This window comes from Thalassobaculum sp. (assembly GCF_040219615.1).
Classification (GTDB): domain Bacteria; phylum Pseudomonadota; class Alphaproteobacteria; order Thalassobaculales; family Thalassobaculaceae; genus Thalassobaculum_A.
Window position 1 is genome coordinate 318,091 of sequence record NZ_JAVJSE010000013.1, and the last position, 22,917, is coordinate 341,007.

The 22,917-nt window shown below is 73.3% G+C and carries 17 protein-coding genes; 7 read left to right on the plus strand and 10 right to left on the minus strand.

The window, feature by feature from the left end; genetic code table 11:
• Positions 1-53: 53 nt before the first annotated feature.
• On the minus strand, positions 54-554 hold the full coding sequence (locus tag RIC31_RS08990; protein WP_350105350.1) for a GNAT family N-acetyltransferase: 501 nt from the start codon (positions 552-554) through the stop codon (positions 54-56).
• Positions 551-1,246 (minus strand): tRNA (adenosine(37)-N6)-threonylcarbamoyltransferase complex dimerization subunit type 1 TsaB, encoded by a 696-nt coding sequence (gene tsaB / locus RIC31_RS08995; protein WP_350105352.1) that lies wholly within the window; start codon positions 1,244-1,246, stop codon positions 551-553. The genes RIC31_RS08990 and tsaB overlap by 4 nt, the downstream gene beginning before the upstream one ends.
• 53 nt (positions 1,247-1,299) lie before the next feature.
• Here tsaB and RIC31_RS09000 point away from each other — a divergent pair, with 53 nt between their 5' ends.
• The gene (locus tag RIC31_RS09000; RefSeq protein ID WP_350105354.1) at positions 1,300-2,328 is read left to right on the plus strand and encodes a polysaccharide deacetylase family protein; all 1,029 of its coding nucleotides are present in this window, start codon (positions 1,300-1,302) and stop codon (positions 2,326-2,328) included.
• Positions 2,329-2,338: 10 nt separating this feature from the next.
• Here RIC31_RS09000 and RIC31_RS09005 read toward each other — a convergent pair whose 3' ends face one another.
• Positions 2,339-3,397 carry a glucosaminidase domain-containing protein gene (locus RIC31_RS09005; RefSeq protein WP_350105356.1) on the minus strand — a complete coding sequence of 353 codons (1,059 nt, stop codon included), beginning with the start codon at positions 3,395-3,397 and terminating at the stop codon, positions 2,339-2,341.
• Between the two features lie 129 nt (positions 3,398-3,526).
• Positions 3,527-4,090: a NifU family protein gene (locus RIC31_RS09010; protein WP_350105358.1), complete on the minus strand. Its 564-nt coding sequence runs from the start codon at positions 4,088-4,090 to the stop codon at positions 3,527-3,529.
• Between the two features lie 87 nt (positions 4,091-4,177).
• Between RIC31_RS09010 and RIC31_RS09015 the strand changes: the two genes are divergently transcribed.
• Together RIC31_RS09015 and murJ (RIC31_RS09020) are read left to right on the plus strand one after the other, a co-directional pair.
• The gene (locus RIC31_RS09015) at positions 4,178-5,497 is read left to right on the plus strand and encodes an adenylate/guanylate cyclase domain-containing protein (protein ID WP_350105360.1); all 1,320 of its coding nucleotides are present in this window, start codon (positions 4,178-4,180) and stop codon (positions 5,495-5,497) included.
• A gap of 10 nt (positions 5,498-5,507) precedes the next feature.
• Positions 5,508-6,830: a murein biosynthesis integral membrane protein MurJ gene (gene murJ, locus RIC31_RS09020; RefSeq protein WP_350105363.1), complete on the plus strand. Its 1,323-nt coding sequence runs from the start codon at positions 5,508-5,510 to the stop codon at positions 6,828-6,830.
• Here murJ (RIC31_RS09020) and RIC31_RS09025 read toward each other — a convergent pair.
• Positions 6,791-7,975 carry a glycosyltransferase family 4 protein gene (locus tag RIC31_RS09025; RefSeq protein WP_350105365.1) on the minus strand — a complete coding sequence of 395 codons (1,185 nt, stop codon included), beginning with the start codon at positions 7,973-7,975 and terminating at the stop codon, positions 6,791-6,793. The genes murJ (RIC31_RS09020) and RIC31_RS09025 overlap by 40 nt on opposite strands.
• A 37-nt stretch (positions 7,976-8,012) precedes the next feature.
• Positions 8,013-9,017 carry a tryptophan--tRNA ligase gene (gene trpS, locus RIC31_RS09030; RefSeq protein WP_350105367.1) on the minus strand — a complete coding sequence of 335 codons (1,005 nt, stop codon included), beginning with the start codon at positions 9,015-9,017 and terminating at the stop codon, positions 8,013-8,015.
• Between the two features lie 159 nt (positions 9,018-9,176).
• On the opposite strand from trpS, the gene RIC31_RS09035 reads away from it, so the two are divergent.
• Positions 9,177-10,004 carry a hypothetical protein gene (locus RIC31_RS09035; protein ID WP_350105369.1) on the plus strand — a complete coding sequence of 276 codons (828 nt, stop codon included), beginning with the start codon at positions 9,177-9,179 and terminating at the stop codon, positions 10,002-10,004.
• A 3-nt stretch (positions 10,005-10,007) separates the two neighbouring features.
• Here RIC31_RS09035 and murJ (RIC31_RS09040) read toward each other — a convergent pair whose 3' ends face one another.
• Together murJ (RIC31_RS09040) and RIC31_RS09045 are read right to left on the minus strand one after the other, a co-directional pair.
• The gene (gene murJ / locus RIC31_RS09040; RefSeq protein WP_350105371.1) at positions 10,008-11,555 is read right to left on the minus strand and encodes a murein biosynthesis integral membrane protein MurJ; all 1,548 of its coding nucleotides are present in this window, start codon (positions 11,553-11,555) and stop codon (positions 10,008-10,010) included.
• A 68-nt stretch (positions 11,556-11,623) separates the two neighbouring features.
• Positions 11,624-14,470 carry a [protein-PII] uridylyltransferase gene (locus RIC31_RS09045; protein ID WP_350105374.1) on the minus strand — a complete coding sequence of 949 codons (2,847 nt, stop codon included), beginning with the start codon at positions 14,468-14,470 and terminating at the stop codon, positions 11,624-11,626.
• A gap of 152 nt (positions 14,471-14,622) precedes the next feature.
• On the opposite strand from RIC31_RS09045, the gene RIC31_RS09050 reads away from it, so the two are divergent.
• Positions 14,623-15,804: an NAD(P)/FAD-dependent oxidoreductase gene (locus RIC31_RS09050; protein WP_350105376.1), complete on the plus strand. Its 1,182-nt coding sequence runs from the start codon at positions 14,623-14,625 to the stop codon at positions 15,802-15,804.
• Positions 15,805-15,818: 14 nt separating this feature from the next.
• On the opposite strand, the gene RIC31_RS09055 is transcribed toward RIC31_RS09050, so the two are convergent.
• Together RIC31_RS09055 and mutS are read right to left on the minus strand one after the other, a co-directional pair.
• Positions 15,819-16,022 carry a hypothetical protein gene (locus RIC31_RS09055; RefSeq protein ID WP_350105377.1) on the minus strand — a complete coding sequence of 68 codons (204 nt, stop codon included), beginning with the start codon at positions 16,020-16,022 and terminating at the stop codon, positions 15,819-15,821.
• A 55-nt stretch (positions 16,023-16,077) separates the two neighbouring features.
• The gene (gene mutS / locus RIC31_RS09060; RefSeq protein WP_350105716.1) at positions 16,078-18,699 is read right to left on the minus strand and encodes a DNA mismatch repair protein MutS; all 2,622 of its coding nucleotides are present in this window, start codon (positions 18,697-18,699) and stop codon (positions 16,078-16,080) included.
• 311 nt (positions 18,700-19,010) lie between these two features.
• On the opposite strand from mutS, the gene RIC31_RS09065 reads away from it, so the two are divergent.
• Both RIC31_RS09065 and RIC31_RS09070 read left to right on the plus strand, forming a co-directional pair.
• A complete protein-coding gene (locus tag RIC31_RS09065; protein ID WP_350105379.1) occupies positions 19,011-21,275 on the plus strand; it encodes an NADP-dependent malic enzyme in 2,265 nt (754 codons plus the stop codon).
• Between the two features lie 55 nt (positions 21,276-21,330).
• Positions 21,331-22,878: an ATP-binding protein gene (locus tag RIC31_RS09070; protein ID WP_350105381.1), complete on the plus strand. Its 1,548-nt coding sequence runs from the start codon at positions 21,331-21,333 to the stop codon at positions 22,876-22,878.
• Positions 22,879-22,917 lie beyond the last annotated feature (39 nt).

Consider the following 22,917-nt stretch of genomic DNA (forward strand, 5'->3'; position numbering starts at 1 on the left):
CCGGCCGGCCCCCCGGACAACCCGCTAGCGGGCCTCCGGTGCCATATCGACGGCTATCGAAACGACCGTCGCCGGACCTCGGCGTCGACCGGCTGCGGCCGCCCGATCCGGTAGTAGCCCGGGCGCCGCGCGACCACCTCGTAGCCGGCGGACTCGTACAGTGTCGTCGCCACCGGGTCGTCGGACGCCACCTCCAGCACGACCGAGCCGGCGCCCAGGCCCGCGACCGTCGCCTCGAACGCGGTGAGCAGGCGGCGGCCGATGCCGCGCCGCCGCGCCGTCGCCGCGACCGCCAGCGAATGCACCTCGGCCTCGTCGGTGACCACCTGCCCGATCAGGTAGCCGACCGGCCGGCCGTCGGCCTCGCGCTCGGCCAGCAGCACCACGGCACCGGCGAGGGTCGCGATGCGGCGGACCGAGTCCAGCGACCAGCGGTCCGGGAACGAGGTGCCCTGCAGCCCGGCGATCGCCGCGTGGTCGTCGGCGGTCGCGGGACGGATGCGGACGGCGTCGCCGTCCGGCGCGCAGCCCGCGGATCCGGTGGCGCCGGTCATCGCCCGGCCGCCGGCGGCGGCGTCACGTCGGGAGGCCGTAGGTACAGCGGCGTCAGCGGCCCGGCGCCGGCCGCCGCCAGCCGCCGCAGCGCCACCGCCGCGACCGACCGGGCGTCCGGGCCGGAGGCGCCGGCCGGGCGCAGCGCCGCGGCCGGATCCGGCGGGGCCGCCAGGAAGCCGGCGGCGGCGTCGCCGGCGACCCGGGCGCCGGCGGTACCGGACGGCCGGTCCGCCCACAGCGCCTCCGGCGGCGCCGCCCGCGGCGCGCCGAGCGCGGTGCCGGCCGGGTCGAACCACTGGCCGTACAGGTCGCGGCGCTTGGACTCCAGGATCACCAGCAGCGGCTCGCCGCCGGGCTCGGCCGCCTCGGCGACCGCTTCCAGGCTGGTCACCGGGACCGTCGGCAGGCCGGCCGCCAGCGCGATGCCCCGGGCCGCAGCCAGCCCGATTCGCACGCCGGTGAAGCTGCCGGGGCCGACCGTCGCGGCGACCGCGTCGAGCCGGTCCCACGCCAGGCCGGCCTCGGCCATGACCCGCTCCACCATCGGCATCAGCGCCTCGGCATGACCGCGCTGCATGGCTGTATGCGCGGCGGCCAGCACCGTTGCGCCGTCGAACACCGCCACCGAGCAGGCACCGGCACTGCAGTCGATCGCCAGCAGCCCGGTCACCGGTCCGCCGATCCCGGCCACCGGCCGCTGCGGATTCTTCGCTTCATGCCGGCCATCGGGTACTCTCCACAGCCATGAACCGTTCGTTCTCCCGTCTGCGCTCCTCCACGGCCGCCGCGATCCTCACGGCCGCCGTGTTCACCGGCGTACCGGCGTCCGCGGCGGACTGGGCCGTGGTGTTCATGTACCACCGATTCGGCGAATCGGAGTGGCCCTCGACCAACATCCGGGTCGACCAGTTCGAGGCGCATCTGGAGGAGATCCGCACCGGCGGCCACACCGTGATGGCGGTGCCGGAGATCCTGGAGCGGATGCGCAACGCCGCCGAGCTGCCGGACCGCACGCTCGGGATCACGATCGACGACGCCTACAGCTCGGTCTACCGGATCGCCTGGCCCCGCCTGAAGAAGGCCGGCCTGCCGTTCACCCTGTTCGTGTCGACCGACGCGGTCGACCACGGGACCCCCGGCTACATGACCTGGGACCAGATCCGCGAGATGAAGGCCGCGGGCGTGACGATCGGCAGCCAGACCGCCTCGCACCCGCATCTGCCCGACATCGAGCTGGAGCAGGTCAAGATCGAGCTCGACCGCGCCGCCCAGCGGATCGCCGACGAGACCGGCGAGCGACCGGCCCTTTTCGCCTATCCCTACGGCGAGTACGGCACGGCGATCCAGCGCATCGTCGCGGCGCGCGGCTACGTCGCCGCCTTCGGCCAGCAGTCCGGCGTGGCGCATGCCGGCGGCGACCGCTTCGGGGTGCCGCGGTTCGCGCTGAACGAGACCTATGGCGGGGTCGACCGGTTCCGGCTGACCGCCAACGCGATGCCGCTGCCGGTCCGCGACCGGGTGCCGATCGACCTGATCCTGGAGCAGAACCCGCCGGCCTTCGGCTTCACGGTCGACCCGTCGATCCCGGACGTCGACCGCATCGACTGCTACGCCTCCGGGCAGGGCCGCACCAAGGTCGAGGCGCTCGGCTCCCGCGTCGAGGTCCGCCTCGCCGAGCCGTTCCCGGCCGGCCGCGCCCGCATCAACTGCACCATGCCCGGCCCGGACGGCCGCTGGCGCTGGTACGGCGTGCAGTTCTACCTGCCGCGCTGAGCGCGACGGCTCAGCCGTCGTCGCGCCCGCCGATCCGCCCACCGTCCCGGCCGGCCAGCCGGACCGGATCGGCCAGGGTCGCCCGGTCCAGACGGGACAGCCGGTTCTGGCGGATCAGGGTGACGATGTCCCGGACATAGTCCTCGCCGCGTTCGCTGTAGCGGGTCAGGTGGCCGGCCAGGTCGACGCCGCCGGGCAGCGCGCCGCGGTCGCGTCGGGCCGATGCGCGGGCGGCGCGCAGCCCGGCATAGGCCGGATGGGTGTTCAGGTTCAGCAGATAGGCGCGGGCGGAGTCGCCCAGGGTGCGGAAGGCGCGCACCCGGTGCGACGCGCCGCTGCCGCGCGCCGCCGGCACGATCCCGGCTCCGGCGGTCCAGGTCCACTGCCCGAACAGCGCGTTGCCGGCGCGGGCGAACCGCGAGGTTCCCCAGCCGCTCTCGCTGATCGCCTGGGCGACCGCCAGCGACACCGGCACCCCGTCGACCCGGCGCAGCAACCGCCGGATGCCGTCGCCGTCGGGGGCGAGGCCGGCCAGGCCGTAGCGCTCGGCGAGCCGTCGGATCCGGATAGGGGCGCCGGGCGGCACCGGGCGGCCGGAGTCGACGGCGACCAGGACGGCTTCGAGCTCGGCGCGCTCGGCGAGGACCGCATCGTTGGCGCCGATCACGATCGGCAGCAAGGCACGGATGAACACCGCCTTGCGCCGGTCGACCGGTTCGAGCTCGCCGAGATCCGGCGGCAACGCCGCCAGCTCGACCGGCGGCACCGCCGCGGCGCCGTCGGCGACCGCGTCCAGATCGTAGCCGAGGCGGTCGAACAGGCGGTGCAGGCGGTCGGCGGATCCGACCCGCAGGGGCACGTGAGAGTCACCGCCGGCCGTCGCGATGCGATCCGGCGTCGACCCGGCCGGGCGGGGCCAGAGTGGGCCGGAGTCAGTCGCCGTGGAGATCGGGTCGCCGGCGACCGCCAGCAGCAGGGCGCCGAGGGCCAAGGCCGCCGCGGTGCGCCGGCGCACCGCCGGCAGCGACCGCCGCGGCGCGGCAGGGACTGGTGTGGTTTCTTCGATCATGGCCATTACGGTACGCAACCACCGTGGTGGTTTCGCGGTTCCGGATGCCCAGGATTCGCCTCAGTCGGCGGGGCCGGTCGCGGGGCCGGCCGCCGCGGACGACAGCCGGGGACGACGGCCGGCCGGCCGTCAGTACATCCCGGCGGCGCGCACTTCCCGGACCTCCGGGATGTAGTGCCGCAGCATGTTCTCGATGCCCATCTTCAGGGTCGCGGTCGAGCTCGGGCAGCCCGAGCAGGCGCCCTGCATGTGCAGGGTCACGATGCCGTCCTCGAAGCCCTCGAACACGATGTCGCCGCCGTCCATGGCGACTGCCGGGCGCACCCGGGTGTCGAGCAGCTCGCGGATCTGGGCGACGATCTCGGAGTCCTCTTCCGACACCTCGGTCTCGACGGCGGCGGCGGAACCCTCGACGATGGTCGGGCGGCCGGCCACGAAATGCTCCATGATGACGCCGAGCACGCCCGGCTTCATCAGGTACCATTCCTTGTCGTCGCGCTTGCTGACGCTGACGAAGTCGTAACCGAGGAACACGCCGGTGACCCCATCGACCTCGAAGAGCGCCTGGGCCAGCGGCGACCGCGCCGTGTCCTCCTCCGACTTGAACTCGGCGGTGCCCGTCGCCATAACCTGCCGTCCCGGCAGGAACTTGAGCGTCGCCGGATTCGGCGTCTCTTCGGTCTGAATGAACATGGTGACCCTCCAAACGGTACCGGCGGCGCGACGCACTCCCAAGGGCGCAGCCCACCGGACTCGCCCGCATACTTGGGAGCGCGCGCGGTGACGTCAAGCGATCCTCGCGGCGACCGGACCGCGGCCATGCTGCTGCCGGGCAGCAATCCGGCGATCGCCAGCCATCTGCGCATCCTGCACGACGGCGGGGCCGAGGACGCCGCCGACGCCCGCCCGGACCCGGCGGTGCCGCCGACCGACTGGCTGCTGACCGCCGCCAGCCGCCACACCTCGACGCGCACCCTGATCCGCGACCTGACGGCGCTGCTGTGCGACCGCGGCATGCCGCTGCTGCGCGTCACCTGCTTCGTGCGCACCCTGCACCCGCAGGCCAGCGGCACCTCGGTGGTCTGGATGCGCGACCGGCCGGACCCGCGCGCCGTCCGGGTGCTGCGCGGCATGGAGGACACCCCGGCGTTCCAGGCCAGCCCGCTGCCGCTGATCTTCCAGGGGGCCGCCGCCATCCGCCGCCGGCTCGACGTGCCGGAGCAGACCCTGGACTTCCCGGTCCTGGCCGACCTGCGGGAACTCGGCGCCACCGACTACGTGGCGATGCCGCTGGCGTTCTCCGACGGCATGATCAACTTCATCACCTGGTCGACCGACCGGCCGGGCGGATTCAGCACCGAGGAGCTGACGGTGCTGTGGGAGCTGCTGCCGGCGCTGTCCCTGCGCGTCGAGGTGATCGAGCGCCGCGAGCTGACCGCCCAGCTGCTGGAGGTCTATCTCGGCCGCCAGACCGGCCGCCGGGTGCTGGCCGGCGCGATCGCCCGCGGCGAGACCGCGTCGATCCGCGCCGCCGTCTGGTACTCCGACATCAAGGACTTCACGGTGCTGTCGGACCGGCTGCCGCGGCAGGAGCTGATCGACCTGCTGAACGGCTATTTCGAGGCCTCGGTCCAGGCGGTCGAGGAGCGCGGCGGCGAGATCCTGAAGTTCCTCGGCGACGGCATGCTGGCGATCTTTCCGGCCGAGGGCTCCGACATCCTCGACCGGGCCAGCGCCGACCGCGAGGCCTGCCACCACGCCATGGCCGCCGCCCGCGACACCGTCAAGCTGGTGCGCGCCCTCAACCAGCGCCGGCTGCGCCAGGACAAGCCGGCGGTCGACTTCGGCATCGCCCTGCATCTCGGCGAGGTCGGCTACGGCAACATCGGCGGGCTCGAGCGCCTGGACTTCACGGTGATCGGCCCGGCCGTGAACCTGGCGAGCCGGATCGAGCGCCTGACCCGGAGCCTCGGGGTGCGCGTGCTGGCCTCCGCCGACTTCGCCGAGACCGCCGGCGAGACCCTGACGCCGATGGGCCGGCATCCGGTCAAGGGGTTGCCGCACCCGGTCGAGGTGTTCGCCCCGTCCGACCTGCTGTGAGAGCGTGAGAATGCACCCCGGCACGGGGGAGAGCGACGACCGGGCGGTCGCCCGTGCCGGGCTGACCATCGGCGTGCTGTCGGTGGTCGCCAAGCTGACGGCCTTCGTGCGCGAGGCGGCGATCGCCGCGGTCTATGGCCGCGGCCCCGAGGTCGACGCCTTCTTCCTGGCGCTGGCGGTCCCGGTGTTCCTGCTGGCGCTGGTCGCCGGCTCGTTCCAGATCGCCCTGGTGCCGGCCTATCTGGCGCGCCGGCGGGCCGACGGCGACGCCGCCGCCGACCGGCTGTTCGCTGCGGCGTTCGGCCGCATGCTGGCGGTTCTGGCGGCCGCCGCCCTGGTGATGGCCGCGGCCGCCCCGGCCTACCTGCCCTGGCTGGCGCCGGCGCTGGCGCCGGACACCCTGGCGCTGACCGCCGACCTGCTGTGGATCATGACCCTGTTCGTGGTCACCGGCGCCGGCGCGGTCGCCTGGGGCGGGGTGCTGAACGCCCGCCGGCGGTTCGCCCTGCCGGCCATCGCCCCGGCCTTCACGCCGCTGGTGATGGCGGTGCTGCTGGTGGTGGCCCGCGACCACCTGGGGGTAGCGGCGCTGGCCTGGGGCGCGGTGCTGGGGACGCTGATCGAGGCCGCCCTGGTCGGCGGTGCGCTGCGCCGGCTCGGCGGTCGGTTGTTGCCGGCGGCCGGCGCGCCCGACCTGGCGCCGCTGTTGCGCCGCTGGGGACCGATCCTGCTGGCCAACCTGCTACTGTACGGCGCCGGCGTGCTCGACCAGATGATGGCGGCGATGCTGGGGCCCGGCGCCGCCTCGGCGATCGGCTACGGCGCCAAGCTGGTGCTGGCCGGCCTGCACGTCGCCACCCTGGCGATCGGGGTGGCGATCCTGCCGGCCTATTCCGACCAGGCGGCAGCCGGCGACCTGGCGGCCCTGCGCAGCCGGCTGCGGCGCCACGTCCTGCTGGTCGCCGCCCTGTCGGTCCCGGCGGTCGCCGCCGCCGCGCTGCTGGCCGAGCCGGTGGTCCGGCTGCTGTACCAGCGCGGCGCCTTCGGCCCGGACGACACCGCCCTGGTGGCCGCCGTGCTGACCGCCTACGCCGTCCAGCTGCCGGCCTACGCCGCCGCCGTGGTGCTGGTGCGGGCCGCCGCCGTGCTCGAGCTCGGGCGGGCGCTGGCCGCCGCCGCCGCCGCCAACCTGGTGCTGACGGTCGGGCTGAACGCCGGGTTCATGGCGGTCTGGGGGGTCGTCGGGATCGCGCTGGCGACCGCGCCGGCCTTCCTGGCGACCGCCGTGATCCTCTATGTCGCGGTAATGCGGGATTCCGGAAGGACGGGATAGCCGTCCAGCCGCCGCTCATACAGCGCGATCAGCCCGGCCCTCACCGCCGGCAGGCCGAACCGGGCCTCGACCCTGGCGCGGGCCGCCGCCGCCATCGCGCGCCGGCGGACGCGATCGCCGGCCAGGGCCGCCAGCGCGTCGGCCAGCGCCGCCGGGTCGCGGGCCGGGACCAGCAGCCCGGTCACGCCATGCTCGACCGCCTCGCGGCAGCCCGGCACGTCGGTCGCGACCGCCGCCCGGCCGCAGGCCGCCGCCTCCAGTACGCTCATGCCCAACCCCTCACGGTGCGACGGCAGCACCGCCAGATGGGCGTCGCGCCAGACCGCCGCCACGTCGTCGGTCGGCCCGGTCCACTCCAGCACGCCCTCGCCGGTCCAGGCCCGTAGCCGCGCCTCGGGGATGGCGGTCGGGCTCTCGCGGTCGGGCGCGCCGATCAGCCGGATCCGCAGCGGCGCGCCGCGGTCGCGCAGCAGCCGGGCCGCCGCGGCCAGTTCCTCGAGCCCCTTCTCGCCCAGCATCCGGCCGACGAACGCCACGACCACCGGCCCGTCCAGCTCCGGTACGACCGCGAAACGACCCAGGTCGACCCCGGTGCCGGGCAGCACCGCCACGGTCCCGGGCGACCGGCCGGCCAGCCGCGCCAGCGCCGCCCGGTCGTCGGCGTTCAGCACCATCGGCACCACCGCCTCCGGGCCCAGCACCCGGCGCAGCAGCAGCGACACCGCCGGCCGCAGCAAACGGGCCTTCAGCGAGGTGCCGGTGAAGACGTGGCCGAGGCCCGGCAGCCAGGCGAAGCGCGCGGCCACCCCGGCGCGCTCGGCCGCCAGGGTGCCGTACAGCACCGGCTTCATGGCCACGCTCTGCACCAGGTCGGGGGCAAGCCGGCGGCACAGCGCCGTCAGCTCGGCGACCGCCCGCAGGTCGGCCAGCGGGTCGAGGCCGGTGCGGTCGAGCCGGGCCAGCGGGTGCAGGGCAATGCCGGCGGCGGTCACGGCGGCGGCATGCTCGGGACCCCGCCGGCCGCAGCGGGCCGCCAGATGCACCTCGGCGCCGGCCTCGACCAGGGCCACGGCGAGCGGCAGGTAGTGCAACCGGAAGAACCAGTCCTCGGCGACGATCCAGAGGATGCGCCTTCCCGTCAGCATCGGCCGGCCAGCATACGCCGCCCCCGGCCCGCCGGACTCAGGGCCGCAGGAAGCCGACGATGTCGTAGACTTCCCTGACGATCGGCGCCGCCAGTTCGCGGGCCCGCTCGCCGCCGCGGTGCAGGATCGCGTCCATGGTCGCGGGATCGTCCGACAGCCGCCGCATCTCGGCGCCGATCGGCCCCAGCACCGCCACCGAGACCTCGGCCATCGCCTTCTTGAAGTCGCCGAAGCCGCGGCCGCCGAACTCCGCCAGCACCTGCTCGGCGGTCGTGTCGGCCAGGGCTGCGTAGATGCCGACCAGGTTGCGGGCCTCCGGCCGGTCCTCGAGCCCGGCCAGCTCGCTCGGCAGCGGCTCCGGGTCGGTCTTGGCCTTGCGGATCTTCTGGGCGATCGCGTCGGCGTCGTCGGTCATGTTGATGCGCGACATGTCGGACGGGTCCGACTTGCTCATCTTCTTGGTGCCGTCGCGCAGGCTCATCACCCGGGTCGCGGTGCCGAAGATCTGCGGCTCCGGCAGCGGGAAGAAGTCGACCCCGAACATCGAGTTGAAGGCCTGGGCGATGTCGCGGGTCAGCTCCAGGTGCTGCTTCTGGTCGTCGCCGACCGGCACATGGGTGCCCTTGTAGGCCAGGATGTCGGCGGCCATCAGGTTCGGGTACACGAACAGCCCGACCGTGGCGTTGTCGCGGTCCTTGCCGGCCTTCTCCTTGAACTGGGTCATGCGGCCGAGCCAGCCGACCCGGGCCACGCAGTTGAACACCCAGGCCAGCATGGCGTGCTCGGGCACGTAGGACTGGTTGAACAGGATGCAGTCGTCCGGGTCGACGCCGCCGGCGATCATGCCGGCCGCCACCTCGCGGGTCGCCCGGCGCAGCTCGGCCGGGTCCTGGGGCACGGTGATGGCGTGCTGGTCGACCACGCAGAAGATGCATTCGTAGCTCTTCTCGCGCTGCAGGTGCGCCCAGTTCCGGATCGCCCCGAGATAATTGCCGAGGGTCAGGTTTCCGGAGGGCTGGATGCCGGAGAAGATGCGTCTCATCGTCGTCTGCTCGCGATGCGCGTGGTTGCCGTGGTATCCCGCCGGGACGCGTCGCCCGGGCGGGGCTCGGGTTTATCCCCGGCAATGCGCCGGGAATCAAGGGACCCTTCGCGGCCCCGCTGTTGCGGGTCACCTCAGGATGACAGGGAGATCGATCCGATGCTGCGCGTCCTCGACATGGCGAACGACCCCGGCAAGGGCCGCGACTCCGAGGACCGGACCGGCCACCGGGCCGGCGACGGCATCGCCTGGATCGTCGACGGCGCCACCGACGTGTGCGCCGGCCGGCTGTTCCCGGAGGCACCGAGCGACGCCTTCTGGTTCGCCGACGCCGCCCACGCCCTGCTGGAAGCCCTGCCGCCGGGACCGCCGGAAACCGTGATCGGCGCCCTGGTCGACGGCCTGCGCGCCCGGATCGAGGCGCGCACCGGGGCGCCGGTCGAGGCCATCCCGCCGGGCGACATGCCGAGCGCGGCCCTGACCCGGATGCAGATCGATCCGATTTCGAAACGGCTTGTCTTCGCGTCGCTGCCGGACTGCACCGCGATCGTGCTGCCGCCGGCCGGCCGCGGCTTCGCCGTCGAGAAGGCGCCGCCCCGGCTCGACGAGCAGGCCCAGGCCCGCGACCTGATCGCCGCCGGCGCCGACATCCCGGCGGTGCTGCGGGCCCAGCGGGCGATGATGAACCGGCCGGACGGCTACCCGGTGCTCAGCGTGCACCGGTCGGCGGCCGGGCGGCTGGAGGTCCGGAGCCACGACGCCGCGCCCGGCACCCGGGTGCTGCTGTGCACCGACGGCTTCTACCGGCTGGTCGACATGTACGGCCTGCTGGACGACGACGGGCTGGTCCGGGCCGCCCTGGACCAGGGGCTGGCCTCGCTGGTGCGGCGGCTGCGCGGGTTCGAGGCCGACGCCGCCGAGGATGCCCGGTTCGGCCGCTTCAAGACCTCGGACGACGCGGCCGCGATCCTGCTGGCGGTCGCCTGACGCTCAACCGCGCCGGCGCAGCGCCGCCTTGAGCTCGGACGGGCGGGCGGCGCCCAGCACGGTGCCGACGACGGCGTAGACCGTCAGGCCGACGGCGATCACCGCCGCCAGCGCCGCCACGCCCTCGGCGCTGCCGGCGGTCAGCCAGGGTTCGAGCCCCCGCACCGCCGCCCACAGGGCCGCGGCCATCGCGGCGGCGGCGGCGGCGATCCGCAGCGCCCGGCGGCGCAGCCGGGCGTCGGGGCGGAAATGCCCGCGCCGCATCAGCAGCCAGCCCAGCAGCCCGGCGTTCAGCCAGGCCGCGAGCGTGGTGGCGAGCGCGATGCCGACATGGGCGAACAGCGGCATCAGCACCAGGTTGAAGGCCAGGTTGGCCAGCACCCCGACGACCGCCACCTTGACCGGCGTGGCGGTGTCGCGCCGCGCGAAGAAGCCCGGCTGGAACGCCTTGATCAGCACGAAGGCCGGCAGGCCGGCGGCGAACGCCGCCATCGCCGCCGCCGTGGCGTCGCCGTCGGCGGCGGCGAACCGGCCGCGCTCGAACAGCACCGCGGTCAGGGGATCGGCGATCACCAGCAGCGCCGCGGCCGCCGGCAGGGTCAGCAGCAGACCCATCTCGATCGCCCGGTTCTGGGTGCCCGCCGCTTCCGTTTCGTTTCCGGAACGCACCTGCCTGGCCAGCATCGGCAGCAGGGCGGTGCCGATCGCCACGCCGACCACGCCGAGCGGCAGCTGCACCACCCGGTCGGCGTAGTACAGGAACGAGACCGAGCCGGCCGGCAGCAGCGAGGCCAGCACCACGTCGACCAGCAGGTTGACCTGCACCACGCCGGCCCCCAGCGCCGCCGGCAGCATCAGCTTGAGCAGGCGCCGCACCTCCGGCGTCAGCCGCGGCCGGCGCAGCCGCGGCAGCACCCCTTCGCGCCGGCAGACTTCGGCCAGGAACAGCGCCTGCCCGACCCCGGCGAGCGCCACGCCCCAGGCCAGCGCGTGGCCGGGCGTCTCGGTCCGGCCGGCCGCCAGCACCAGGGCGGCGATCAGCACCAGGTTCAGCAGGATCGGCGCCGCCGCCATCGCCCAGAACCGGTCGAGGCTGTTCAGGATCCCGCCCCACAGCGCGACCAGCGAGATCAGCGGCAGGTAGGGGAAGGTGATGCGGGTCAGCTCGACCGCCAGGCCGAAGCGCTCGGGCTCGTCGGCGAAGCCGGGGGCCAGCACCAGCATGGCCCAGGGCATCGCCACCTCGATCGCCAGCAGGAACGCCAGCAGCACCGCCAGCAGCACCGCCTGGACCTCGGCCGCGAAGTCGACCGCGGCCTTGCGGCCGTCGGCCTCCAGCGTGCCGGCGAACATCGGCACGAAGGCGACGGTCAGCGCCCCCTCGCCGGTCAGCCGGCGGAAGAAGTTCGGCAGCTTGAACGCCACGAAGAACGCGTCGGCCACCGGCCCGGCCCCGAGCAGCGCGGCGATCAGGATGTCGCGCACGAAGCCGGTGACCCGGCTGACCAGGGTGAAGCCGCCGACGGTGGCGATGGCGCGGACCAGGGACATGGGTGCGAGGATCTACGCGATTCGGGGGGGATCGGATAGCGCCGGATCGCGGCGCGAGGAAGGCAGGGTCACGCCGCCTTGCGGTCCTCGGCGGCGCCCAGGGCCTTCATCAGCGCCTTGCGGATGTCCTCCAGCTTGCTCTTGCTGTCGATCTTCAGGCCGAACACGTCCTTCAGGTAGAACACGTCGACGAAGCGCTCGCCATAGGTCGAGATCGACGCCGAGTGGATCTGCACCCCGACCCCGGCGAGCGCCCGGGTCATCCGCCACAGCACCCCGGGCGCGTCGCGACCGTTCACCTCCACCACGGTGTGGGTGACGCTGGCCTTGTTGTCGATCAGCACCCGCGGCGGCGCCCGCAGGGCGCGCGTGCGGCGGCCGAGCGACGGCTTGCGGGCCTCCAGCGCCCGGTCGACCCGCAGGGTGCCGCCGAGCGCCCGCTCGATCGCCGAGGCCAGCTTGGCGATCCGGTCCGGCCGGTCGAACGCCTTGCCGTCCTCGCCCTGGATCATGAAGGTGTCGAGCGCCATGCCGTTCGACAGGGTGAAGATCCGGGCGTCGACCACGTCGGCCCCGGTCGCCGCCATGGCGCCGGCGATCCGCGAGAACAGCCCGGGATGGTCGGTGGCGTAGACCGTCACCTCGGTGACCGCGCGCGCCGTGTCGACCCGGGTGTCGACCGCCAGATGGGCGCCGTCCCGTGTCGCCTCCCGCACCAGCCGGGCGTGCCGGGCGTGGGTGTCGGAGTCGAAGGCCAGCCAGTAGGCGGGATAGCCGAGCGCCGTATGGGCCTCGACCTCGGCCTCGCTCCAGTCCGGCAGGGCGTCCGCCAGCCGGCGCTTGGCGGCCTCGATCCGGGCGGCGGTGCCGCGCCGCAGCGAGTCGCCCGACAGCGCCTCGTAGGCGCGGTAGTAGAGATCGCGCAGCAGCTGTGCCTTCCAGCCGTTCCAGACATGCGGCCCGACCCCGCGGATGTCGGCGACGGTCAGCACCAGTAGCAGCCGCAGGCGCTCCGGCGACTGCACGATCTTCACGAAGTCCTCGACCGTCTTCGGGTCGTTGACGTCGCGCTTGAAGGCGGTGTTGGACATCAGCAGGTGCCAGCGCACCAGCCATGCGACCGTGTCGGTCTCCTCCTCGCTCATGCCGAGGCGCGGGCACACCCGGCGCGCCACCCGCTCGCCCAGGACCGAATGGTCGCCGCCGCGGCCCTTGGCGATGTCGTGCAGGAACACCGCGACGTAGAGCGCGCGCCGCGACAGCACCTTGTGCACCACCTCGGTGGCGATCGGGGCCACCTCCTTGAGATCGCCGGCCTCGATGTCGTGCAGCACCGAGAGGCACTGCAGGGTGTGCTCGTCGACCGTGTACAGGTGGTACATGTCGAACTGCATCTGGGCGATCACCCGGCCGAAATCCGGCACGAACTTGCCGAGCACGCCGGCCTCGCTCATGCGCCGCAGGATCGGCGCCGGGTTCTTCGGCCCGCTCAGCATCTCCAGGAACAGCCGGTTGGCCTCCGGGTCCCGGCGCAGCTCGGCGTCGACCCGGTTCAGATTCTGGGTGATCAGGCGGAGCGCCTGCGGATGCACCATGGCGTTGCGCGCCTGCGCCTCGTGGAACATCCGCACGATGTTGACCGGGTCGCGGGCGAAGGCCTCGTCGTCCAGCACCGTGATACGGTCGGCGGCGATCATGAAGTCGCCGAAGCGCTCCTCGGTCAGCAGCCGCGACAGCCGGACCCAGGGCCGCCGCCGCTTGTGCTCGGACTCGATCGCGGCGCAGAAGATGCGGGTCAGGTCGCCGACGTCCTTGGCCGTCAGGTAGTAGTGCTTCATGAAGCGCTCGACCGCGACCGCGCCGGCGTGGTCGGTGTAGCCCAGCCGCTCGGCGATCACCGGCTGCATCTCGAAGGTCAGCCGCTCCTCGGCCCGGCCGGCCATGTAGTGCAGCCAGCAGCGGATCGTCCACAGCAGCTTCTGGGCCTTGGCGAAGCGCCGGGCCTCGCCCAGAGTCAGAACCCCGCGGTCGACCAGCCGGGTGACGTCGTCGACCCGGTAGACGTATTTGCCGATCCAGAACAGCGTGTGCAGGTCGCGCAGGCCGCCCTTGCCGTCCTTGATGTTCGGTTCGACAACGTAACGGGAATCCCCGAGCCGGCGGTGCCGCTCGTCCGACTCCTGCAGCTTGGCCTCCACGAAGCCGATCGGCGAGCCGGCGGCCACGTCCTTGAAGAACCGCTCCCGCAGTTCGGCGTAGAGCTGCTCGTCACCCCACAGGAAGCGGGATTCCAGCAGCGACGTGCGGATCGTCACGTCGGCCTTGGCCTGGCGGATGCATTCCTCGCAGGAGCGGGTCGCGTGCCCGACCTTCAGGCCGAGGTCCCAGAGCATGTACAGCAGGTACTCGACGATCTGCTCGCCGCGCGGGGTCTGCTTGTAGGGCCGCAGGAACAGCAGGTCGACGTCGGACTGCGGCGCCATCTCGCCGCGGCCGTAGCCGCCGACCGCGACGATCGCGATGCGCTCGGCGGTCGTCGGGTTGGTGGCCGGGAACTCGCGCTCGGTCGCCAGCCGGGCCGCCGCCTCGATCAGCCGGTCCATCAGCCAGGCGTTCTGCCGCACGCAGGCGGCGCCGTCGTTGCTGGCCTCGAAGCGTCGGCGGATCTCGGCGTTGCCGGTGGTCAGGGCGTCCTTCAGGCGGGCCAGGACGGCGGTGCGCCGGAGCCCGGCGTCGTCCTCGCATGACACGATCGCCTCGATGTCGGCGGCCAGCACCGCGGCATCGCAGATCGACCTGGCGTTCGGGACGCGCTTGCGCACCACGGCGAGGCCGTCGACGTCGACCGGACCGGGGTCGGCGGCATTGGCGTCGGGGGCGGTCTCGCTGTCCGGCGCCAGATCGGTGGCGGCCATATGTCCTCCGGCGAATCAGTCGGCGGAGCATAAGGCCAGGACCCGCCGCCGTCACGCCGCCGTCACGGTTTGCAGGATTGACGCCGCGGGAGCTTGCGACCGGCAGTCGAATCCCCGAGGCTCGCCTCGACGGGCAGCCGGAGGGACGGAAGGTGACGGCGGAGCGGGCGGAGGTTGTGATCGTGGGCGGCGGGGCGGTCGGCTCCGCGGCCGCCTATTTTCTGGCGGCCGAGCCGGGCTTCGACGGGCGGGTCGTGGTGGTCGAGCGCGACCCGACCTACGCCCGCGCCTCCACCCCGCTGTCGGCCGGCGGCATCCGCCAGCAGTTCTCGATCCGCGAGAACGTCGAGATCGGCCTGTTCGCACGCGAGTTCATCGGCCGCGCCGGCGAGCTGCTGGCGGTCGACGGCGAGGCGCCGGACCTCGGCTTCGTCGAGGGCGGATACCTGTTCCTGGCGCCGCCCGAAGGCCGGGCGATCCTGGCCGAGAACCACGCGGTGCAGACCGCCGCCGGGGCCGCCATCGCCTGGCTGGAGCCGGACGGCCTGGCCGCCCGTTTCCCCTGGCTGAACGTCGACGGGCTCGCCGCCGGCGCCTTCGGCGAGCGCGGCGAGGGCTGGCTCGACCCCAACACCCTGCTGCAGTCCTTCAAGCGCAAGGCCCGCGCGCTGGGAGCCGAGTACCGGACCGACGAGGTGGTGGCGATCGAGCGCAGCGGCGGCGGCGTCGAGGCGGTGCGGCTGGCCTCGGGCGACCGGATCGAGTGCGGAACGGTCCTGGTCGCCGCCGGCGCCAACGCCGGCGCCGTCGCGCGGCTGGCCGGGGTCGCGCTGCCGGTCGGCCCGCGCATCCGCACGATCTACCAGATCGACTGCCGGGAGCCGCTGCCGCTGCTGCCGCTGACCATCGACCCGAGCGGGGTGTTCGTGCGGCCCGAGGGCAAGGGCTACATCTGCGGCGTGTCGCCGCCCGAGGACCAGGACCCGGAGTCCTGGGAGATCGAGGTCGACTGGCGCTGGTTCGAAGAGGTGGTCTGGCCGGCCCTGGCGCACCGGGTCCCGGCCTTCGAGGCGGTCAAGCTGACCGGCGCCTGGGCGGGGCCCTACGACTACAACGCGCTCGACCAGAACGCGGTGATCGGCCGGCACCCGACGATCGGCAACCTGCTGTTCGCCACCGGATTCTCGGGCCACGGCCTGCAGCAGAGCCCGGCCGCCGGCCGTGCCGTCATGGAGTTGGTCGTCCACGGCGGCTACCGGACCATCGACCTGAGCCGTTTCGGAATCGAACGGATTTTCGAGAACCGGCCGCTGAAGGAACGCAACGTGGTGTGAGGGACCCGTCCCTGTTATGCCTCGGCGAGGTCGAGCCGCCGCTCGATCCGCTCGACCCGGCCGTCGAGCCGGTCCAGGCGGCGATTCACCCCGGCGAGTCCCTCCTCGACCCCGGTCAGGCGGCGCTTCAAGTCGCCGACATCCTCGCGCAGCAGCTGCATACCGGCATCGAGGCGGCGCAGATACTCCAGGATCAGGCTTTCGGGCTCGCGGGTCATGGCGGCATCCTAGCACGGTTCACGCGCCGGGGTTATGGACAGGCCGGGACTGCTTTCACGCCTCCGCCAGCTTCGCCTTCAGCGCGTACAGCGCGTCGAGCGCCTGGCGCGGGGTGAGCTCGTCGGGATTGAGCGCCCGCACCGCCTCGTCCAGCGGGCTCGGCTCGGCCGCGGCCGCGGTCTTCGAGGTCGGCCGGGCCGCCGAGAACAGCGGCAGGTCGGCCATCAGGTCGCGCGGCGCGGCACCCTGCTCGCCCGACTCCAGGCGTTGCAGCACCTCCTCGGCCCGCGCCACCACCGCCGGCGGCAGCCCGGCCAGCTTGGCGACGTGGATGCCGTAGGAGCGGTCGGCGGCGCCGGCCACCACCTCGTGCAGGAACACCACGTCGCCCTTCCACTCCTTGACCGCCATGGTGTGGCAGGACAGCGCCGCCAGCCGCTCGGCCAGCGCCGTCAGCTCGTGGTAGTGGGTGGCGAACAGCGCCCGGCAGCGGTTGCGCTCGTGCAGGCTCTCGACCGTCGCCCAGGCGATCGACAGGCCGTCGAAGGTGGCGGTGCCGCGGCCGATCTCGTCGAGGATCACCAGTGCCCGCGGCCCGGCCTGGTTCAGGATCGCGGCGGTCTCCACCATCTCGACCATGAAGGTCGAGCGACCGCGCGCCAGGTCGTCGGCCGCCCCGACCCGGCTGAACAGCCGGTCGACCACGCCGATCCGGGCACTGGCCGCCGGCACGAAGCTGCCGCACTGGGCGAGCACGGCGATCAGCGCGTTCTGCCGCAGGAAGGTCGACTTGCCGGCCATGTTCGGCCCGGTGACCAGCCAGACCCGGTCGTCCGGGCCGAGCCGGCAGTCGTTCGCCACGAAGGCGGCCGGCCCCTCCGGCAGGGTCGCCTCGACCACCGGGTGGCGGCCGGCCTCGACCGCGAAGCCGACGCCGTCGTCGACCGCCGGCCGGCACCAGTCGCGGGCCGCCGCCAGCTCGGCCAGCGCCGCCGCCACGTCGAGCCGGGCCAGCGCCGCCGCCGCCAGCCCGATCGGCCCGGCCCGGGTAAGAACCTCGGCGGCGAGCGCCCGGAACGCCTCCTGCTCGAGCGCCAGCGCCTTGTCGGCGGCGGTCGAGACCTCGCGCTCCAGCTCGCCGAGCTCGACCGTCGTGAAGCGCACGGCGCTGGCCATGGTCTGGCGGTGGATGAAGCCGTCGCGGCCCATCAGCTTGTCGGCGTGGCTGGCGCCGACCTCGACGAAATAGCCCAGCACGTTGTTGTGCTTGACCTTCAGCGAGGCGACCCCGGTCTCGCCGGCGTAGCGGGCCTGCAGCCCGGCGATCAGCCGCCGGCTGTGGTCGCGCAGGTCGCGCAGCCGGTCGAGCTCGGGGTCGTGGCCGGCCGCCACGAAGCCGCCGTCGCGGGCCAGCAGCGGCAGTTCCGCCGCCAGCGCCCGGCCCAGCAGGGCGACCAGGCCGTCATGGCCGCCGAGCTCGTCCAGGGCCTCGAGCACCGCCGGCGGCGGCGCCTCCAGCGGGCCGCCGCCGGCGACCGCGGCCCGCACCGCCGGCACCTCGGCCAGGGCGTCGCGGATCGCCGCCAGGTCGCGCGGGCCGCCACGCTCCAGCGCCAGCCGCGACAGCGCCCGGTCGATGTCGGGGATCCGCCGCAGGGCGTCGCGGAGATCGTTGCGGGACCGCGACGAATTTACGAAGTACTGCACCGCGTCGAGCCGCCGGTCGATCGCCGCCGGGTCGGTCAGCGGGGCCGCGAGCCGGGCCGCCAGCAGCCGCGCGCCGGCCCCGGTGACGGTCCGGTCGAGCACCGCCAGCAGGCTGCCGCGGCGCTCGCCGGTCAGGGTCCGGGTCAGTTCCAGGTTGCGGCGGGTGGCGGCGTCGATCTCCATCAGCCCGCCCGGGCTCCAGCGCCGGAGCTCGGCCAGCCGCGGCAGCTTGCCCTTCTGGGTCAGCTCCAGGTAGTCGACCAGCGCGCCGGCGGCCCCGAGCTCGGCCCGCCCGAAGGCGCCGAAGCCGTCGAGTGCGGCAACGCCGTACAGGGTCTCGAGCCGGCGCCGGCCGTTCTCGCTGTCGAACCGGCTGCCGGGCAGCACCGAGGCGGTCGCTCGCCATTCGCCGAGCGCGGCCGCCAGCGCCGGGTCCTGGTCGAGCCGCTCCGACACCAGCAGTTCGGCCGGGGCCAGCCGGGCCAGCGCCGCCTCCAGCCCGCGGCCGTCGAGCGGCTGGGCCTGGAAATCGCCGGTCGACATGTCGACCCAGGCCAGTCCCATCGCGCCGCCGGCCTCGGCCAATGCCGCCAGGTAGTTGTGCCGGCGGGCGTCCAGCAGGCTGTCCTCGGTGAGGGTGCCGGGGGTGACGATCCGCACCACCGCGCGCCGGACCACCGACTTGCCGCCGCGCTTCCGGGCCTCGGCCGGATCCTCGGTCTGCTCGCACACCGCCACCCGGTGGCCCTGGCGGATCAGCCGGGCGAGATAGGATTCGGCGGCATGGTGCGGCACCCCGCACATCGGGATCGGCTCGCCCTGGTGCTGGCCGCGCTTGGTGAGCGTGATGTCGAGCGCCCGGGCGGCGGTGACCGCGTCGTCGAAGAACATCTCGTAGAAATCGCCCATCCGGTAGAACAGCAGGCAGTCCGGGTGCTCGCGCTTGACCTGGAAGAACTGCGTCAGCATCGGGCTGGCGCCGTCCAGGCGCGCGTCGAAGTCGACGCCCGATGTCGTTTCGGACCCGGAATCGGGGGTTTCGGTCTCGAGGGCGGTGTCGCTCACGGGTGCGGTCGTGGTTCGCTTCGGGACGGGGACGGTCGGTGCCGGCACCCTATCATGCCGACGGCGACGGTCACCATCGCGCGGGATCGCCCTTTTCGGCTGGCCTGCCGCCCGCTACGGTCTGGGGGAGAGGCGCGACACGACGCCGGGAGGAAACGTCGTCCCGACCGCTGCGAAGCGATTCGCAGGGCACCGGGGCGGCCGCGAGGAGCGACATGGACACCGACAAGAACACGATGGCCCGGGACGCGCTGCTATTCCACTCGACCGGGCGGCCGGGCAAGATCGAGATCACCCCGACCAAGCCGCTGACCACGCAGCGCGAGCTGTCGCTGGCCTACTCGCCCGGCGTCGCGGTGCCGTGTCTGGAGATCGAGAAGAATCCGGCGCTGGCCTACGACTACACCAGCCGCGGCAACCTGGTCGCCGTGATCTCCAACGGCACGGCGGTGCTCGGCCTCGGCGACATCGGGGCGCTCGCCAGCAAGCCGGTGATGGAGGGCAAGGCGGTCCTGTTCAAGCGCTTCGCCGACGTCGACGGCATGGACCTCGAGGTCGACACCCGCGACGTCGACGAGTTCGTGAACTGCGTGCGTTTCCTGGGCCCGACCTTCGGCGGCATCAACCTCGAGGACATCAAGGCACCGGAATGCTTCATCATCGAGCAGCGGCTGAAGGAGCTGCTCGACATCCCGGTGTTCCACGACGACCAGCACGGCACCGCGATCATCGCCGCCGCCGGGCTGATCAACGCCCTGCACCTGACCGGCCGCGACATCCGCGAGACCCGGCTGGTGGTGAACGGCGCCGGGGCCGCGGCGATCGCCTGCGTCGAGCTGCTCAAGGCCATGGGCATGCCACACGACCACGTCATCCTGTGCGACACCCGCGGCGTGATCTACCAGGGCCGCACCCAGGGCATGAACCAGTGGAAGTCGGCGCATGCGGCGGTCACCGACCGGCGCACCCTGGCCGAGGCCCTCGACGGCGCCGACGTGTTCTTCGGGCTGTCGGCCAAGGGCGCGGTCGACCAGGCCATGGTCCGCAGCATGGGCCCGCAGCCTATCATCTTCGCGATGGCCAACCCGGATCCCGAGATCACCCCCGAGGAGGTCAAGGAGGTCCGCGACGACGCCATCATCGCCACCGGCCGGTCGGACTATCCGAACCAGGTCAACAACGTGCTGGGCTTCCCGTACATCTTCCGCGGCGCCCTCGACGTGCGCGCCTCGGAGATCAACGAGGCCATGAAGATCGCTGCCGCCAACGCGCTGGCCGAGCTGGCCCGCCAGGACGTGCCGGACGAGGTCGACGCCGCCTATTCCGGCCGGCGCCTGCACTACGGCCGCGAGTACATCATTCCCGCGCCCTTCGACCCGCGGCTGATCATGCACGTCTCGTCGGCGGTCGCGACGGCGGCCATGGAGACCGGGGTCGCGCGCAAGCCGATCGAGGACATGGACGCCTACCGGGCCTCGCTGAGCGCCCGCCTTGACCCGTCGGCCGGCAGCCTGCAGCGCATCCTCGACACCATCCGCAAGACCCCGAAGCGCGTGGTGTTCGCCGAGGGCGAGGAGGAGAAGACGATCCGCGCCGCGGTCGCCTTCCAGGGCGGCGGCTACGGCATCCCGGTGCTGATCGGCCGCGAGGAGCGGATCCGCGACAAGATCGCAGAGATGGGGATCGCCGGCGCCGACCAGATCGAGATTCACAACGCCCGGCTGTCGCGCTTCAATCAAAAGTACATAGAGTTCCTGTACAAGCGCCTGCAGAGGAAGGGCGCGATGCAACGGGACTGCCAGCGGATGGTCAACCAGGACCGCAACGTGTTCGCCGCCTGCATGGTGGCGACCGGCGACGCCGACGCCATGGTGACCGGGCTGACCCGCAGCTTCGGGGTCTCCGTGGACGACATCACGCGGGTGATCGACGAGCGCCCGAACGAACTGCTGATGGCGCTGACCGTGGTGATCGTGCGCGGCCGCACCGTGTTCATCGCCGACACCAACGTCCACGAGCTGCCGTCGCCCGAGCAGCTTGCGGACATCGCCTGCCAGGCCGCCGCCAAGGCCCGGTCCTTCGGCCACGAGCCGCGGGTCGCGATGATGTCGTTCTCGAACTTCGGCAACCCGATGCGCGAGAAGGCCCAGCGGATCCGGCAGGCGGTCGACGTGCTGGATTCCCGAGACGTCGACTTCGAGTACGACGGCGAGATGTCGGCCGACGTGGCGCTCGACCCCGAGGTCCGCAAGCTGTACCCGTTCTGCCGCCTGTCGGGGCCGGCCAACGTGCTGGTGATGCCGGCGCTGCATTCGGCCAACATCTCCTACAAGCTGCTGCAGCGGTTCGGCGGCGGCTCGGTGATCGGGCCGATCCTGATGGGGCTGGAGAAGCCGGCGCAGATCGTCCAGATGGGGGCGACCGTGTCCGATCTCGTCAACGCCGCGGCGATCGCGGCGCACGAGGCGATCATCGCCTGACCGCCCGCGCCGGCCCGGTAGCCGGCAACCCGGTCGGGCGCAGTATGGGGAAGCCATGACCGAAGCCGGTACAACCGGACCCGGAACGAACCGCGACCCGGTCCGTCCGACGACCGACGGCGAGGCAGGTTCGGCCGCGGCCCGACTGGCGGCAGGCCGGGCCACCGCGATCCTGCTGCTGCCGACCGCGGCGGTGCTGCTGGGGTTGACCGCCGCCGCCGTCCTGACCCTCGTGCAGGCCCTGGTCGGCCTGGCGGTGGTCGCGGCCGTGACGTTCATGCTGGTCCGCCGGCACTTCCTCGGCCTGGCGCTGCTCCGGCGGCACCTGGAGGAGCGGGCGGCCGCCGACGACCCGCGGATCGCCATGGCCGGGCGCCCGGGCGCGATCGGCGATGGCGGGGCGGTCGCCGAGGTGGCGCTGGCCCTCGAACGGGCCGACCGCCGCGCCGTCGACTGGATCGAGCGCTTGCAGGGCCGGTCCGAGGCCCGCGCCCTGGTCATCGAGTCGATTCCCGACCCGCTGCTGCTGATCGAGGCCCGCGGCCGGGTCGCCCAGGCCAACCGGGCGGCCCGGCGCCAGTTCGGCCAGCAGATCGTCGACCGCGACCTGTCGACGGTGATCCGCCACCCGGAGATCCTGGCGACCGTCCGGCGCGCGCTGGCCGGCGAGCCGGGCGGCGACGTCGAGATCGCGCTGGCGGCGCCGGTCGAGCGGGTGTTCAACGTCCGCATCGAGGCGCTGCAGGGCGGCGGCCATGACGACGCCCAGGGCGGGGAGCCGGGCGGCGCACCCGGCGGCGCCAGCGCCCTGATGCTGTTCGTCGACCTGTCGTCGGTCCGGCGTGCCGAGCAGATGCGCGTCGACTTCGTCGCCAATGTCAGCCACGAGCTGCGCACGCCGCTGGCCACCCTGCTCGGCTTCATCGAGACCCTGCAGGGCCCGGCCCGCGACGACGCCGAGGCGCGCGACCGCTTCCTGGACATCATGAAGGCGCAGGGCCACCGCATGAGCCGGCTGGTGAACGACCTGCTGTCGCTGTCGCGGATCGAGACCAACGAGCACAAGCCGCCGTCCGAGCGGATCGACCTCGGCCCGGTGCTGGAAGCGGTCAAGGCCACCCTCGACCTGGAGGCGCGACGCCGGGACATGCGGGTCGAGCTCGAGATCGATGCCGTGCTGCCGGCGGTGGTCGGCGCCGAGGACGAACTGGCCCAGGTGGTGCAGAACCTGCTCGACAACGCCATCAAATACGGCCGTCCGGGAACCACGATCACGCTGGTGGCGCGGCGGGCCGACCGGGTCCCGGCCAGCTTCCCCGGCGGCCCGACCGGCCGGGCCGTGGCTATCGCCGTGCGCGACCATGGCGAAGGTATCGCCGCCGAGCACATTCCGCGGCTGACCGAACGCTTCTACCGGGTCGACGCCGCGCGGTCCCGGGAGCTCGGCGGCACCGGCCTGGGCCTCGCCATCGTCAAGCACATCGTCAGCCGCCACCGCGGGACGATGACCGTGCAGTCGACCCCCGGCGAGGGCAGCGTGTTCACGGTCTACGTGCCGGCGGCCGAGGCGGCGGCACGGTCGCGCGGGGCGACCGCCGCGTGACGATCCGCGGCCGGCGGCCGCGCCCATCCGGCCATTGTC